This is a genomic window from Tabrizicola sp., from assembly GCF_034366665.1.
GTDB lineage: Bacteria > Pseudomonadota > Alphaproteobacteria > Rhodobacterales > Rhodobacteraceae > Tabrizicola.
The window spans coordinates 24,002-38,100 of sequence record NZ_JAXMMF010000116.1; the positions used below are offsets into that span (position 1 = coordinate 24,002).

The 14,099-nt window shown below is 67.7% G+C and carries 15 protein-coding genes; 10 read left to right on the forward strand and 5 right to left on the reverse strand.

Features of this window, described 5'->3' with window-relative positions; genetic code table 11:
* Positions 1-5 precede the first annotated feature (5 nt).
* Positions 6-131: a hypothetical protein gene (locus tag U1E69_RS16440; protein WP_322245500.1), complete on the forward strand. Its 126-nt coding sequence runs from the start codon at positions 6-8 to the stop codon at positions 129-131.
* 591 nt (positions 132-722) lie between these two features.
* Here the strand turns inward: U1E69_RS16440 and U1E69_RS16445 are convergent.
* Both U1E69_RS16445 and U1E69_RS16450 read right to left on the reverse strand, forming a co-directional pair.
* Complete coding sequence (locus U1E69_RS16445) at positions 723-1,055, reverse strand: DoxX protein (RefSeq protein WP_322245502.1); 333 nt, start codon at positions 1,053-1,055, stop codon at positions 723-725.
* A gap of 80 nt (positions 1,056-1,135) precedes the next feature.
* Entirely contained in the window at positions 1,136-1,597 is a 462-nt protein-coding gene (locus tag U1E69_RS16450; protein ID WP_322245504.1) for an Lrp/AsnC ligand binding domain-containing protein, read from the reverse strand.
* A 104-nt stretch (positions 1,598-1,701) separates the two neighbouring features.
* On the opposite strand from U1E69_RS16450, the gene putA reads away from it, so the two are divergent.
* The gene (putA, locus tag U1E69_RS16455) at positions 1,702-5,175 is read left to right on the forward strand and encodes a bifunctional proline dehydrogenase/L-glutamate gamma-semialdehyde dehydrogenase PutA (protein ID WP_322245506.1); all 3,474 of its coding nucleotides are present in this window, start codon (positions 1,702-1,704) and stop codon (positions 5,173-5,175) included.
* Between the two features lie 22 nt (positions 5,176-5,197).
* Here putA and U1E69_RS16460 read toward each other — a convergent pair whose 3' ends face one another.
* Positions 5,198-5,578 (reverse strand): hypothetical protein, encoded by a 381-nt coding sequence (locus U1E69_RS16460; protein ID WP_322245508.1) that lies wholly within the window; start codon positions 5,576-5,578, stop codon positions 5,198-5,200.
* A 215-nt stretch (positions 5,579-5,793) separates the two neighbouring features.
* On the opposite strand from U1E69_RS16460, the gene U1E69_RS16465 reads away from it, so the two are divergent.
* The 4 genes from U1E69_RS16465 (at position 5,794) to U1E69_RS16480 (ending at position 8,674) form a co-directional block, all read left to right on the forward strand.
* The gene (locus U1E69_RS16465; RefSeq protein ID WP_322245510.1) at positions 5,794-6,537 is read left to right on the forward strand and encodes a rhomboid family intramembrane serine protease; all 744 of its coding nucleotides are present in this window, start codon (positions 5,794-5,796) and stop codon (positions 6,535-6,537) included.
* Between the two features lie 55 nt (positions 6,538-6,592).
* A complete protein-coding gene (locus U1E69_RS16470) occupies positions 6,593-7,279 on the forward strand; it encodes a DUF1194 domain-containing protein (RefSeq protein ID WP_322245511.1) in 687 nt (228 codons plus the stop codon).
* Between the two features lie 117 nt (positions 7,280-7,396).
* Positions 7,397-7,816, forward strand: coding sequence for a L,D-transpeptidase (locus tag U1E69_RS16475; RefSeq protein WP_322245512.1), 420 nt, complete (start codon positions 7,397-7,399; stop codon positions 7,814-7,816).
* 72 nt (positions 7,817-7,888) lie between these two features.
* Complete coding sequence (locus U1E69_RS16480) at positions 7,889-8,674, forward strand: inositol monophosphatase family protein (protein WP_322245513.1); 786 nt, start codon at positions 7,889-7,891, stop codon at positions 8,672-8,674.
* A gap of 70 nt (positions 8,675-8,744) precedes the next feature.
* Here U1E69_RS16480 and U1E69_RS16485 read toward each other — a convergent pair whose 3' ends face one another.
* Positions 8,745-9,650, reverse strand: a complete 906-nt coding sequence (locus U1E69_RS16485; protein WP_322245514.1) for a LysR family transcriptional regulator — start codon at positions 9,648-9,650, stop codon at positions 8,745-8,747.
* Between the two features lie 86 nt (positions 9,651-9,736).
* Here U1E69_RS16485 and metF point away from each other — a divergent pair, with 86 nt between their 5' ends.
* The 4 genes from metF (at position 9,737) to U1E69_RS16505 (ending at position 13,569) form a co-directional block, all read left to right on the forward strand.
* Positions 9,737-10,606 carry a methylenetetrahydrofolate reductase [NAD(P)H] gene (gene metF, locus U1E69_RS16490; RefSeq protein ID WP_322245515.1) on the forward strand — a complete coding sequence of 290 codons (870 nt, stop codon included), beginning with the start codon at positions 9,737-9,739 and terminating at the stop codon, positions 10,604-10,606.
* A gap of 166 nt (positions 10,607-10,772) precedes the next feature.
* Complete coding sequence (aroQ, locus tag U1E69_RS16495) at positions 10,773-11,213, forward strand: type II 3-dehydroquinate dehydratase (RefSeq protein ID WP_322245516.1); 441 nt, start codon at positions 10,773-10,775, stop codon at positions 11,211-11,213.
* Complete coding sequence (locus U1E69_RS16500; protein WP_322245517.1) at positions 11,210-12,505, forward strand: AMP-binding protein; 1,296 nt, start codon at positions 11,210-11,212, stop codon at positions 12,503-12,505. Before aroQ ends, U1E69_RS16500 begins: the two co-directional genes overlap by 4 nt.
* Positions 12,493-13,569 (forward strand): thiolase family protein, encoded by a 1,077-nt coding sequence (locus U1E69_RS16505; protein ID WP_322245518.1) that lies wholly within the window; start codon positions 12,493-12,495, stop codon positions 13,567-13,569. Before U1E69_RS16500 ends, U1E69_RS16505 begins: the two co-directional genes overlap by 13 nt.
* On the opposite strand, the gene U1E69_RS16510 is transcribed toward U1E69_RS16505, so the two are convergent.
* Entirely contained in the window at positions 13,555-14,097 is a 543-nt protein-coding gene (locus U1E69_RS16510) for a biotin transporter BioY (protein ID WP_322245519.1), read from the reverse strand. The two genes, U1E69_RS16505 and U1E69_RS16510, sit on opposite strands and share 15 nt — an antisense overlap.
* Positions 14,098-14,099: the final 2 nt, after the last annotated feature.

A 14,099-nucleotide genomic window follows, 5' to 3' on the forward strand; every position in this document is an offset into this window, starting at 1 on the left:
GGGTCATGGCCAAGGGCATGAACAAGCGCAAGGAAGTGAAGAAGCCGAAGAAAGAGGCCGCAAAGGCCCCGGTGAAAGTCGCGTCGTCCAGCGCGAAGGTCACGATCTCGCCCGGCAAGGACAAGGACTAGGCGTTTCGGGGACCGGGCCACAAAGGGGTCCGGTTTGTCTGCTCTCGTCGCTTGTGCAGAACGCAAAGGGGATCAGGGCGCGATGCGATCCAGGCGACGGGGAACGGCGGCTGGTTGCGCCTTTGCTGCCGAAAGCGTGCAAGGCCAAACTACACCCGGGTCAACCGCCCGGCCAAGCGTGGCATCTGGTGGACGTGTTCAAGGAACGGGCACAACGTTCGCCAGAACCCGTCGTTCGACAGCGTCATCATCCGCGCAAACACCGCCCCGGCCCTGCTTCAGATCGCTGCCGCCCGGCATCATGATTGCGGATCGTGGCGACCGCAGCCTTGCCCTGTTCAAGCGAAGGGCGGCCCGGGGCGGAAGGGCGCAGACCTCGACGCAACCCTGCGCCTCAGCCGCCAGAGCTTGACCGACAGCGCAGCCTGGTCGATCGGTCCTTCTGCATTCTCAAGCAATTCGCGCGTCGCAACCTGCTTCGCCAACCACGCGGCGAACCTCCCTGTCGCCGTCGCCCTGGCATCAGTGCGGCTTGAGTTGCGATCAGTTGCGTCCTCGCCCGGCACGGACAAGGACCAGGCCTTCCGGCGGCTAAGCCCTGCGGGAGGCCGCCAGCACCAGAAGCCCGCCCACAATCGCCCAGTTCTTGACGAAGATCGACATCTGCCAGCCATCCTGCGGCAGGAAATGGAAGAGGCTGGTCACGGCGCAGTAGCCCGCCGCGACCAATGCTGCCGCGCGCACCGTGGGCGGCCAGAGAAGTCCGGCGGCCAGAAGGAGGTTCAGCCCTAGCGCGGGCCAGATCAGCCAGCCCGGCAACGAGACCCCGCCAAGGAGGCCTTCCACCATCTGCGGTGCCAGCGCCTTCTGCACCGCGCCTGTCACGAAAAGTGCTGCGATCAGGATGCGACCGATGAGGTCCATGCGACGTCTCCCTTTGGCCAAGCTACGCGGCAAGGCGGGGGAAGTTACACCAGTAGGGTGGGCGATCCGCCCACCCCCCGTCAGAAGACCTCTTTCACCGCCTCCATCGCCACATAGGTCGAGGTCGACGCAACATGCGGCAGGGCGCTGATCACCTCGCCCAGCACGCGGCGATAGGACTGGATGTCCGAGGTGCGGACCTTCAACAGATAGTCGAAGCTCGAAGCCATCATGTGGCACTGCTCGACCTCGGGCACCACGAGGACCGCGCGGTTGAAGGCGGTCAGCGCCGCCTCGCGCGTGTCGGACAGGCGCACCTCGACAAAGGCCACATGGGCCTGGCCCATCCTGATCGGGTCCAGGATCGCGCGGTAGCCGGTGATGATCCCCGTCTCCTCCAGCCGCTTCATCCGGGCCTGCGTCGGGGACTTGGACAGCCCGATGCGGCGGGCCAGTTCCACCGCCGCGATGCGCCCTTCGGTTTGCAGGACCCGCAGGATCGCCAGGTCGAAGCGGTCCAGATCGGCGCGGTCATTTGGCATGGCGTTTATCCTGTATTCCCCACTTCCGGCCTGCCTAGCACAACACATTCAGGAAAACAGCCTGTCAGTTTCGCGATATGCTGGGCGGAAAGAAAGGTGCCCCCATGCCCGCCGATTCCGCCTCTGCCTGGTCCGTCATCACCACCGCCACCCTTTCCGACGAGACGGCGCTTGTGCAGCGCCTGGTGGCCGAGGCCGCTCTGGATACGCCCGCCCGCGCCGCCATCGTGGCGCAGGGCGCGGACCTTGTGCGCCGCATCCGCGCCAGCGCCAAACCGGGGCTGATGGAGGTGTTCCTGGCCGAATACGGCCTGTCCACCGACGAAGGCATCGCGCTGATGTGCCTGGCCGAGGCGCTGCTGCGTGTCCCCGACGCCGAGACGATGGATGCGCTGATCGAGGACAAGATCGCGCCGTCGGACTGGGGCCGGCATCTGGGGAAATCGGCCTCCAGCCTGGTCAACGCCTCGACCTGGGCCTTGATGCTGACCGGCAAGGTGCTGGACGACCGCGAGGGTGGCATCACGGGCGCGCTGCGCGGTGCCGTGCGCCGCCTGGGTGAACCCGTGATCCGCACCGCCGTTTCCCGCGCGATGAAGGAAATGGGCCGCAACTTCGTCCTGGGCGAGACGATCGACAAGGCGATGGACCGCGCCGAGGAACTGGAGGCCAAGGGCTACACCTACAGCTACGACATGCTGGGCGAGGCGGCGCGGACCGAAGCCGACGCGCGGCGCTATCACCTCAGCTACTCCCGCGCGATCACCGCCATCGCCCGGGCCGCCAAGGGCAACGACATCCGCACCAATCCCGGTATCTCGGTCAAGCTCTCCGCCCTGCACCCGCGGTATGAGGTCGCCAAGCGTGACCGCGTGATGGAGGAACTGGTCCCCCGCGTCCGTGCGCTGGCGTCCCTCGCCAAGGCGGCGGGCCTGGGCTTCAACATCGACGCCGAGGAAGCTGACCGTCTCGCCCTGTCGCTGGAGGTGATCGAGGCCACCCTCTCGGACCCCGCGCTGAAGGGGTGGGAAGGCTTCGGCGTCGTCGTCCAGGCCTACGGCCGCCGGGCGGGCGCGGTGATCGACTGGCTGCACGCGCTGGCGGTCAAGCTGGACCGCAAGATCATGGTGCGGCTGGTGAAGGGCGCCTATTGGGACGCCGAGGTGAAACGGGCGCAGGTCCTGGGGCTGGAAAGCTTCCCGGTCTTCACCCGCAAGCAGTCTACCGATGTCAGCTATATCGCCAACGCTCGCAAACTTCTGTCCTTGACCGACCGCATCTACCCGCAGTTCGCCACCCACAACGCCCACACCGTCGCCGCCATCCTGCACATCGCCAAGGCGCAGGGGCTGACCGCGATGGACTACGAATTCCAGCGCCTGCACGGCATGGGCGAGCGGCTGCACGACATCGTCCTCACCGACAACGCCACCCGCTGCCGGATCTATGCCCCCGTCGGCGCGCACCGGGACCTTCTGGCCTACCTCGTCCGTCGCCTGCTGGAAAACGGCGCGAACTCCAGCTTCGTCAACCAGATCGTGGATGAGGACGTGGCCCCCGAAACCGTCGCCGCCTGCCCGCTGATGGTGGTCGAGGGTCTGGCGGCCATCCCAAGCCCGGCGCTGAAAACCGGTCCGGCGCTTTTCGCCGGTCGGAAGAACTCGCGCGGCTGGGACCTGACCGACGCCGCCGACCTTGCCGCCATCGAGGCCGCCCGCGCGCCCTTTGCCGACAACCGCATCGACGCCGCCCCGCGCCTGGCCGGTCGGGTCGTCGGCGGCGCGCAACTGGCCGTCCTGAACCCCGCCACCGGGGCTCTGGTCGGGCATGTCACCACCGCGGGCCTGCCGGACGTGGACACCGCGCTCCGTCTGGCCGAACCCTGGGCCGCCGCTGCCCCCGAACGGGCCGAGGTCCTGAACCGCGCCGCCGACCGGATGGAACAGGATTTCGGCCGCATCTTCGCGCTGCTCGCGCGGGAGGCGGGCAAGACCCTTTCGGACGCTGTGGCCGAACTGCGCGAAGCGGTGGACTTCCTGCGCTATTACGCCAGTCAGACCGCCCAACCCCACCCGGCGCGGGGCGTCATCGCCTGCATCAGCCCCTGGAACTTTCCGCTCGCCATCTTCTGCGGCCAGATCGGCGCGGCGCTGGCCGCCGGGAACGCGGTCCTTGCCAAACCCGCCGAGCAGACCCCGCTGATCGCCTGCATCGCGGTTGACCATCTTCTTGCCGCTGGCGTCCCGGCGACGGCGCTGCAACTCCTCCCCGGCGATGGCGCGGTAGGTGCCGCGCTCACCCGCGACCCGCGCGTGAATGGCGTGGCCTTCACCGGCTCGACCGAGACGGCGCAGGCGATCCGGCGCAGCATGGCCGACCATCTGGACCCGACCGCACCGCTGATCGCGGAAACCGGCGGCCTGAACGCGATGCTGGTCGACAGCACCGCGCTGCCGGAACAGGCGGTGCGCGACATCATCGCCTCCAGCTTCCAGTCGGCGGGCCAGCGGTGCAGCGCGCTGCGCTGCCTTTATGTGCAGGAAGACATCGCCCAAACTGTCACCGAAATGCTCTTCGGCGCGATGGAGGACCTTTCGCTGGGTGACCCCTGGCACCTTGCCACCGACATCGGCCCGGTGATCGACGCCGAGGCGCAGGCGGGCATCCGCGCCTATGTCGATACCGCACGGGCCGAGGGGCGGGTGTTGCAGGACCTCAAGGCCCCGGGGCAGGCGACCTTCATCGCGCCCACCGTCCTGTCGGTGACGGGCATCCAGGACATGCCGCGCGAGATTTTCGGGCCGGTCCTGCACATCGCCACCTTCAAGGCGTCCGAGATCGACCGCGTCATCGCGGCCATCAACGCCACCGGCTATGGCCTGACCTTCGGCTTGCACTCCCGCATCGACGACCGGGTGCAGCACATCGTCGACGGGATGCGGGTGGGCAACACCTACGTCAACCGCAACCAGATTGGTGCGGTGGTCGGCAGCCAGCCCTTCGGTGGCGAAGGGCTGTCGGGCACCGGGCCGAAGGCGGGGGGGCCGCATTACCTGACGCGGTTCACCGCAGCCCCGATTCCCCCGGCCCCGCCCACCACCACGCCCGATGACGCCACGCCCGATGACGCCACGACCTCGGCGGCAGATGTCGCCAAGGCCCTTTTGGCACCCTGGCCCGCCAGCATGCCGGTGTCGCAGGACATGCCCGGCCCGACCGGCGAATCGAACCGCCTGACCCTGACGGCCCGCGCGCCGCTGCTTTGCCTTGGACCCGGCCGGGCCACCGCACTGCAGCAGGCCGAAGCCGTGCGCAAACTTGGCGGTCACGCGGTCGAGGCCCCGGGCCTGGACCCGCAGGCCCTGACCACGCTCTCCGGCTTTTCCGGCGCGCTCTGGTGGGGCAAGCCCGACCTGGGCCGCCCCTACGCTCAGGCCCTTGCGCAGCGCCAGGGTCCGATCCTGCCCCTGATCGCCGCCCCCGACGCGGGCCACGCGCATCTTGAGCGCCACCTGTGCATCGACACCACTGCCTCGGGCGGCAATGCCCAGCTACTGGCCGAGGTGGCCGAAGCCTGACCGAGCGGGGGAACGAACCGCCCTAGCAGCGGGCCAGCGCGTAAAGCGTGAAGTCCGCGCCACCGTTGGCGTAGGTCAGGCGCTGGTTCAACGCAGGGTCGAAACGCTCCCACCGGCATCTGGCCCCAGAGTCCAGGGCCGCCTTGGCAAGGCGCTGTCTTTGCTCAAGGTCTGCAGGTGGCTGCCCGTTCTGGCCTGGCGCGACGATGAACATCAGCGTCTTCAGCCCGCTTGGCCCCTGTCCCACGATCGCGGAGGCATCGGACCATTTCACCGTATAGCCGTCGATGACCCGAGCGTCGGCGTCCCTGAAGGTGGCGCTGGTACCGCCCGAACAGCCGGCGATCAGCGCGATGGCGGCGCAGCCGGCAGCCCTTTTGCCGAAAGTTGCAATCATGAACATTCGGTTTCTCCTTTGAGTGGGCGTTGCCCGCGGGCGGCCGGACGGCACGCTGCGAAATCCCATGACAAGATGACACAACAAAGGCGGCATTGCGGACCGCCGGTTTCTGCACCGCCCGGTTCAGGGGAACGCCCACCATCCCCGGCAGGAAGAACATGCGGCCCGTCACTTGGCCCTGTCTTGACGGAGCCTGGCCTATCGGAAAGGGTGACCCCATGTTTCCGATCCGCGACCACAACCCCTCGGGCCAGACGCCCTATGTCACCTTCGCGCTGATCGCGATCAACATTCTGGTCTTCCTTGGCTACTTCGTCAGCATGACCGAAGCCCAGCTGGGAGAGTTCTTCTGGACCTGGGGCCTGATCCCCGCGCGTTTTCTGTCGGGTGACGGGCTGGAGACGATCTTCACCTCGATGTTCCTGCATGGCGGCTGGTTCCACCTTGCGGGCAACATGCTGTTCCTTTGGATCTATGGCGACAACCTGGAAGAAGAGATGGGCCATCTGGGCTTCCTGCTCTTCTATCTTGCCGCCGGGGTTGTGGCGGGCCTGGCGCAGGCGCTGCCCGATCCGGGGTCCATGATCCCGATGGTCGGGGCCTCGGGGGCCATCGCGGGGGTGATGGGGGGCTACCTGCTGCTTTTCCCCAGGGCAAAGGTCGATGTCCTGTTCATCTTCATCATCTTCTTCCGCATCTTCGCGATCCCGGCCTGGATCGTCCTGGGCATCTGGCTGGGCATCCAGATCTTCTCGGGCGTCTCGACCCCCAGTGATGCGGGCGGCGTGGCCTACTGGGCGCATGTGGGCGGCTTCGTCGCCGGACTGGTGCTGGCCCTTCCGGTCTGGCTTCGCCGCGGGGCGCAGGCCTTCTGGCGGCGCACCGATGGTCATCCTCCGCACCCCGCCACCCAGTTCGAGGCCGCCCGGTCGAACGTTCCCCTGGTCCGCCGTAAACGCTGAGCGCTTTGCGCAACGCCGTGCCCGGCGTAGGATCGTGGGTGGGGAGGGTCCCGCGATGCTTCGTCTGGTCCTGCTTGCCGATTGCCTTGGCGCACCCGCCGCAGCCGACTGCCGCCTGGCACTGGCCTTGGCGGTCGATGTCTCGCGGTCCATCGATTCGCAGGACTACGTCATCCAGACCGATGGCCTGGCCGGGGCGCTGCAAGACAAGGACGTCCGCGCCGCGATCTTCGGGGCCGAGGGCGAGGTGGCGCTGGCGATCTACTACTGGTCGGGGCGCGGCTATCAGGACCTCGTGCAGCCCTGGGTGATCCTGGACAGCCCCGAAGCCCTGGACGCCGCGATCTGGCAGGTCCGCCGCACCCCGCGCCCCGCCGCCCCCCTGGCCACGGCACTGGGCGATGCGCTCAACTATGGACTGGACCTGATGTCCGACGCGCCGGACTGCGACCGCCGGGTGATCGACGTCGCGGGTGACGGACGCAACAACGAGGGCATCTCGGTCGCCCGCACCTACGAGCGTCAGGATTTCACCGGGATCACCATCAACGGCCTGGCGGTCGGCGAACACGAGGCCGACATTCTGGACTACTACGCGCGTGAGGTGATCCGAGGCCCCGGCGCCTTCGTCGAAGTGGCGCCGCGACAGTCGGACTACCCCCAGGCGCTGCGCCGAAAGCTTCTGCGCGAACTGCGGGGACCGATGATCGGCGGGCTTCCCCTGCACCTGTCGCAAGGTTGACCCGCAATCGCCATGATCAGGGAATTCCTGACCCGAATTTCGCCGGTTTTTCGGTTGACTGATGGGGGCATCCGGGACTTCACTCCCGAAGATTGATCGACGAATTCGGAGGTTTCCATGCGCCGCCATTTTGCCGCGCTTCTGCTTGCCCTGCTGCTTCCCGGTCCTGCCCTGGCCGAACGTGTCGTGGCCCATGTTTCGGTCACCTCGCAACTGATGAAGGTCTACCACGAGGGGCGGCTTCTCTACACCTGGCCGGTCTCGACCGCCAAGCCGGGCAAGATCACGCCATCGGGCACCTACGAGCCCGAGTTCCTGTCGAAGAACCACCGCTCCAGCCGCTACAACAACGCGCCGATGCCCTTCGCGATCTTCTATGACGGGCATTATGCCATCCACGGCACCGACCAGATCAAGCGTCTGGGCAACCCCGCTTCGAACGGCTGCGTGCGGCTGCACCCGGACAATGCGAAGATCCTGTTCAACATGGTCCGCGCCGAGGGGATGGAAAACATGCGCGTGGTGATCGTTCAGTAAGGCCCCGGCCCCCTTCCTTTCCGCGCCCCGACCCGCTATAGCGCCGGGCTTGAAATGCTGCGGGAGCGGACAATGCAGGGCTCGGCCAACCTCAACCTGATGATCAAGGCCGCGCGCAAGGCGGGCCGCAGCCTGGTGAAGGACTTCCGCGAGGTTGAGAACCTTCAGGTCTCGACCAAGGGTCCGGGCGACTTCGTGTCCAAGGCCGACCGCGAGGCGGAACGGATGATCAAGGAAGAGCTGCTTGGCGGCCGCCCGACCTATGGCTGGATCGGCGAGGAAACCGGCGTGACCGCAGGCGCCGACCCGACCCGGCGCTGGATCGTCGATCCCTTGGACGGAACCACGAACTTCCTGCACGGGATGCCGCATTGGGCCGTGTCCATCGCGCTGGAGCACAAGGGCGAGATCGTCTCGGCCGTCGTCTACGACCCGGCCAAGGACGAGATGTTCTGGGCCGAAAAGGGTGCAGGCTGCTGGCTGAACGACAACCGCCGTCTGCGGGTGTCCGGCCGTCGCGCGATGCACGAGGCGGTGTTTGCCACGGGCGTGCCCTTCGGCGCGAAATCCACGCTGCCCGCGATGCTGAAGGACCTTGGCCGCCTGATGCCCGCCTGCGCTGGCGTGCGTCGCTGGGGGGCTGCGTCCTTGGACCTCGCCTATGTCGCCGCGGGCCGCTTCGATGGCTACTGGGAGCGTGAGCTGTCGGTCTGGGACATCGCCGCCGGTGTGCTGCTGGTCAAGGAAGCCGGTGGCCTGGTCGAGGGCCTGCGCGCGGGCACCGACCCCCTGGACGGCGCGCTGATCGCGGCGAACGACGGGCTTTTCAAGGCGATGGCCGACACGGTTCGCGCCTGACGCTCGTCGATGACTTCGTCACTCCTCGCGGGGCCTACCCGACGAGAAGACGAAGTCGCACGAGGAGGCGTCACCCGCGCTGCAGTTTCACTGGCTCGCTGCGCGCCAGCCGCAGGAAATGCGCCATATAGGGCTTGGCCGCGTCTTCCTCGCGCGTCGCCGCATACATCCGCTTCGTCACCACCTCCGGCCCCAAAGGCCGCGTGATGTAATCCGCGTTGGTCTTCACTTCGCGCATCACCCAATCGGGCAGCACCGCCACCCCCCGGTTCGAGCCCACCAGCATCAGGATCACCGCCGTCAGTTCCGCCGTCCGCTGGGCGCGCGGCTCCACCTTGGCGGGGGTCAGGATCTCGGTGAAGACATCCAGCTTGTCGCGGCTGACCGGATAGGTGATCAGCACTTGATCGCGGAAATCCTCGGCCGTGATGAAGTCCTTCGCGGCCAAGGGGTTCTGCGCCGACCCCACGAAGGTCGGGTGATAGTCGAAAAGGGGGTTGAACACGATCCCCGGCGGCGGCTCGCGGTCAGAGCTGATCACCAGATCCACATCCTCGCGGTTCAGCGCGGGCAGCGCCTCGAAGGCCAGCCCCGCGCGGATGTCCACATCGATCTCGGGCCAGGCGTGGCGGAACATCTCCAGCACCGGGAACAGCCAGTCGAAACAGGCGTGACACTCGATGGCGATGTGCAGCCGCCCGGTCCGCCCCGCCCGCAACGCGCGGAACTCCTCCTCCATCGCGTCGATCTCGGGCAGGATGCGTTCCGCAGCCCGCAGCATCCGCACCCCCGCCGCCGACAGCCGCATCGGTTTGGACCGCCGGACGAACAGCTCCATCCCCGCCTGATCCTCCAGCCCCTTCACCTGATGGCTCAGGGCGGACTGCGTCATGTTCAGCACATCCGCCGCCCGGGCAAGGCCCCCGGCCTGCTGGATTGCCCGGATCGTCCGCAGGTGCCGCAACTCGATGTACATGAACCAGCCTCATGAAGATGGTGAGAATTATGAATTGGTCTCACATGCCGCGATCTGCGACAAGAGGGTCATTGAAGGAGACCACCATGACCAACGCGCCCCGCATCAGCTTTGAATTCTTCCCGCCGCAGTCGCTGGACGCCTCGTTCCGGCTGTGGGAGACGGTGCAGGCGCTGGCCCCGATGCAACCCTCCTTCGTCTCCGTGACCTACGGCGCAGGCGGCACGACGCGGACCCTGACGCATGAGGCGGTCTCGACCATCCACCGCAACTACGGGCTGCCCGTCGCCGCGCACCTGACCTGCGTTGACGCGACCCGGACCGAGACGCTGGCCATCGCCGAGGCCTATGCCGCGGTGGGAGTGACCGAGATCGTCGCCCTGCGCGGTGACGCCCCGAAAGGCGCGCAACGCTTTGTCCCGCACCCCCTGGGCTTCGCCAACTCGGTGGAGCTGGTGGAAAAGCTGGCCCGCACCGGCAAGTTCAAGATCCGCGTCGGTGCCTACCCCGAGCCGCATCCCGATGCCGCCGACAAGACCTCGGACGTAACCTGGCTCAAGCGCAAGATCGACGCCGGGGCCTCCAGCGCCATCACCCAGTTCTTCTTCGACGCCGATACCTTCTTCCGCTTCCGCGATGCCTGCACCAAGGCCGGGATCACCGCCCCGATCATTCCCGGCATCCTGCCGATCACCTCGTGGGAGGGCGCCAAGAAGTTCGCCCGCCGCTGCGGGACCAGCGTGCCGCAAAAGCTGGACGAGGCTTTCGCCACCGCCGCCCGCGACGGTCGCGAAGAACTGCTGGCCCTGACCCATGCGACCCAGCTTTGCGACAAGCTGATCCAGGGCGGGGTTCAGGACCTGCACTTCTACACCCTGAACCGCCCCCACCTGACCCGCGAAGTTGTGCGCGCGCTTGGCATCCAGCCGCAGGTGGTGCTGGAGAAGGTGGCCTGAATTCAGCCCACGAAGGGCAACCGTCGTCTCCCTGGGCGGCTTTCCGACCTGTCCCCAGCAGGTGCCCGGAAAGCCGCCAATTTTTTGCCCGCTGCCCCCTGCTTTTGGCAGTTGCTGGGGGGGGCATATCGGCTAATCTCGCGCGACCCTTATCCGCGGACCAGTCATGCCGAAGCTTGTCACCCTTCTGAACGGCCCGAACCTCAACCTCCTCGGCCTCCGCCAGCCCGAAATCTACGGGCGCGAGACGCTGGACGACGTGGCCGCCAAGGTTTCCGACCTGGCCGAGGAGCTGGGCCTTGGCCTGAAGGCCCTGCAATCGAACCACGAAGGCCAGCTTGTCGACTGGATTCACCAAGCACGCGGCACCTCCGCCGCGATCATCATCAACCCTGGGGCCTATTCCCACACCTCCATCGCCATCCTGGACGCGCTGAACGCCTACGAAGGCGTGGTGATCGAGGTCCACATCTCCAACATCCACAAGCGTGAGGCGTTTCGCCACCACTCCTACGTTTCGGCCCGCGCCGACGGTGTTATCGCGGGCTGCGGGACCGAGGGCTACCTTCTGGCCCTGCGCCGGATCGCCAGCCTGCTTCAGGCATGACCGACAGCTTCCGCTGGCACCCCGAGGCCCGCCTGTTCGACAGCGCGGCGACCGAGGTGCCGGCATCGGCCCCCCCAAGACCCCGCAAGGCCGACGCAAGACGCACCCCGGGGATCATCCTGCCCGACAGCCCTCAAGGCCTTGCCGCAGCCTTCGCTCACCCCGCCTTCCGCATCGGCGCGCCCGATCAGCCGCCGCCAGACCCCCACACCCAGCCGATCCTTGAGACGCTGACCTCCGGCTCCACCGGCCAGCCCCGCCGCATCCGCCGCACCCAAGCCTCCTGGACCGCCAGCTTCGCCGTCACCGCCAGCCTTGGCATCGGTCCCGGCACCCGCGTCGCCACCCTGGGCCGCCTGATCCACTCCCTCTCGCTTTACGGCGCCATCGAGGGGCTGCACCTCGGCGCAGAGGTGCACCTCCTGTCAGACCTCCGCCCCGACCGCCAGCGCGCGACCCTCGGCATCCGGCAGATCACCCACCTCTACGCCACCCCCGCGCAACTGCGCCTGATCCTTGGACCCGGCGCACTGCCCGACCTTCGCCTGATCCTGGTCGGCGGCTCCAAACTTGACCCCACCCTCCGCGACCACCTCAAACGCCTCGCCCCGAACGCCGACCTCCGCGAGTTCTACGGGGCCACCGAAACCAGCTTCATCACCCTCGCCGACGCAACCACCCCCGAGGCGTCCGTAGGCCGCCCCTATCCCGGCGTGGACCTCCAACTCGACCCCTCCGGCGAGGTCTGGGTCAAAAGCCCCTATCTTTTCCTGGGCTACGCCCCCGACTTTCACACTTGCCCAAATATCCCCGCCGAAGGCCCTTCGCCCGAGCCGGTTGCGCGTCCTTCACGCGCAGAGGCGAGACAAAAGGAATGCGCGTCAGCGCTCGATTCAACTACCCCCGCCACCCGCTGGCGCGACGGCTGGCTTTCCGTGGGCGAGATCGGCGAGATGCGGGATGGCTACCTCACCCTCAAGGGCCGCGCCGGGCGGATGGTCACCGTGGCCGATCAGAACGTCTTTCCCGAAGAGATCGAGGCGCTTCTTCACACGCTCCCCGGCGTCACCCGCGCGGCAGTCCTGCCGGTCCCGGATCCAAGGCGCGGCCACAGCCTGATCGCAGTCCTGCAAGGCGACCCAGCCCTGGCCAAGGGCATCCTCTTTGCCCTTCGCACGCAGCTTGGCCCGCTGAAATCCCCCAAGTCCCTGATCTGGCGGCAGGATTGGCCCGTGCTGGCGTCCGGAAAAACCGATCTCAAGGCGCTGGAGGCCACTCTTTGGCCCGCCTGATCGCGGCCCGCCGCACGGCCGTCGTCCCGCGCAACGGCGCCTTCGCGCGCCTGTCGCTGGAAGACCTTGCCGCCCCCGTCCTGCAAGCCTGCCTTGCCGACGCCGGGCTTGCGCCCTCGCAGGTCGACGAGGTCATCCTCTCCAACGCGCTTGGCGCGGGGGGCAACCCGGCCCGCCGAGTATCCCTTGCGGCCGGACTGCCCGAAACCGTCGCGGGCCTGACCATCGACCGGCAATGCGCGGGCGGCCTGGATGCCATCCTGCTGGCCAGGGCGCTTGTCGACTCCGGTGCCGCCGACATCGTCCTGGCCGGCGGCGTTGAAAGCTACTCCCGCCGCCCGCTGCGCCTGAAGACCGACCCGGAGGGTGGCGCGCCCATCCCCTACGATCAGGCCCCCTTCACCCCTTGGCCCGACCGCGACCCGGACATGGGACAGGCGGCCGAAGCGCTCGCCCGCCGCCTGTCGATCTTGCGCGACCGGCAGGAGTCCTGGGCCGCCCACAGCCACGCCAAGGCGCTGGCTGCCGACCTTTCCGCCGAGATCGTCCCGCTGAACGGGATCACCCGCGACGCCTTTCCGCGGGCGCTCTCCCCCAGGCTTCTTGCCAGGGCCCCCCTCTTGACGGGTAGCATCACTGCCGCCACCGCGGCCGTCGCGGCCGATGCCGCCGCAGTCTGCCTGATTCTGTCCGACCGCATCGCGCAGGGCAGGGGCCTGGCCCTACTGGCCGGAGCCACTGTGGGAGGCACGCCCGAGGAACCCGGCCTTGCCCCGGTCGCAGCCATCCGCCGCATCTGGGGGGGCGAACGCCTGCAGCAGGCCGAGATCATGGAGGCCTACGCCGTCCAGGCCCTTGCGGTGATCGACGGCGCTGACCTTGACCCGCAGATCGTCAATCCCGGCGGGGGCAGCCTGGCACGGGGCCACCCGATCGGCGCGTCCGGGGCCATTCTGGCGGTCCGGCTCTTCCACGGGCTGCGACAGGGCAGGGGCCTTGCCGCCATCGCCGCGGCGGGGGGCATCGGGACAGCACTTCTGGTCGAAACCTCAGGCGCGCGATAGCAGCGAAGCCGGGCGCATCCGTGCTAGACTTTGGGTCACCAGACCGGCGATCACCGCCTTGATTGCATCGCCCGGCAGGAAGGCAAAGGACAGGAAGGCCGCTTCGGACAGGCTCTTGCCCAGGACCAGAGCCATGCCGGTGATGCCAAAGACATAAAGCACCCCGATCCCGCCGATCACCGAGGCGGCCGTGGCGGCAACGGCGGGGGAAAGCGTCGTGCGCTCCATCACCCAGCCCGCGACGAAAGCGGCAATGGGAAAGCCCACCAGGAACCCGACCGAAGGCCCCGCGAAGACGCCGATCCCCCCGCGCCCACCAGACAACAGCGGCAGGCCAGCCGCCACCAGCGCCAGAAACAACAGGACCGCCAGGGCGCCCCGTCTGGCCCCAAGGACCGTGCCGCACAGCATGATCCCCAGCGATTGCGCGGTGATCGGCACCCCGGCGGCCAGGTCAATCTTCGGCACCAGCCCCAGCACGGCAATCAGCGCCGCGAAAAGGGCGATATGGGTCAGGCTGCGTTCCATCA

Coding starts and splice junctions, on each gene's coding strand:
- U1E69_RS16440 (WP_322245500.1), top strand. CDS start 6: ATGGCCAAGGGCATGAACAAGCGCAAGGAAGTGAAGAAGCCGAAGAAA.
- U1E69_RS16445 (WP_322245502.1), bottom strand. CDS start 1,055: ATGGACCTCATCGGTCGCATCCTGATCGCAGCACTTTTCGTGACAGGC.
- U1E69_RS16450 (WP_322245504.1), bottom strand. CDS start 1,597: ATGCCAAATGACCGCGCCGATCTGGACCGCTTCGACCTGGCGATCCTG.
- putA (WP_322245506.1), top strand. CDS start 1,702: ATGCCCGCCGATTCCGCCTCTGCCTGGTCCGTCATCACCACCGCCACC.
- U1E69_RS16460 (WP_322245508.1), bottom strand. CDS start 5,578: ATGTTCATGATTGCAACTTTCGGCAAAAGGGCTGCCGGCTGCGCCGCC.
- U1E69_RS16465 (WP_322245510.1), top strand. CDS start 5,794: ATGTTTCCGATCCGCGACCACAACCCCTCGGGCCAGACGCCCTATGTC.
- U1E69_RS16470 (WP_322245511.1), top strand. CDS start 6,593: ATGCTTCGTCTGGTCCTGCTTGCCGATTGCCTTGGCGCACCCGCCGCA.
- U1E69_RS16475 (WP_322245512.1), top strand. CDS start 7,397: ATGCGCCGCCATTTTGCCGCGCTTCTGCTTGCCCTGCTGCTTCCCGGT.
- U1E69_RS16480 (WP_322245513.1), top strand. CDS start 7,889: ATGCAGGGCTCGGCCAACCTCAACCTGATGATCAAGGCCGCGCGCAAG.
- U1E69_RS16485 (WP_322245514.1), bottom strand. CDS start 9,650: ATGTACATCGAGTTGCGGCACCTGCGGACGATCCGGGCAATCCAGCAG.
- metF (WP_322245515.1), top strand. CDS start 9,737: ATGACCAACGCGCCCCGCATCAGCTTTGAATTCTTCCCGCCGCAGTCG.
- aroQ (WP_322245516.1), top strand. CDS start 10,773: ATGCCGAAGCTTGTCACCCTTCTGAACGGCCCGAACCTCAACCTCCTC.
- U1E69_RS16500 (WP_322245517.1), top strand. CDS start 11,210: ATGACCGACAGCTTCCGCTGGCACCCCGAGGCCCGCCTGTTCGACAGC.
- U1E69_RS16510 (WP_322245519.1), bottom strand. CDS start 14,097: ATGGAACGCAGCCTGACCCATATCGCCCTTTTCGCGGCGCTGATTGCC.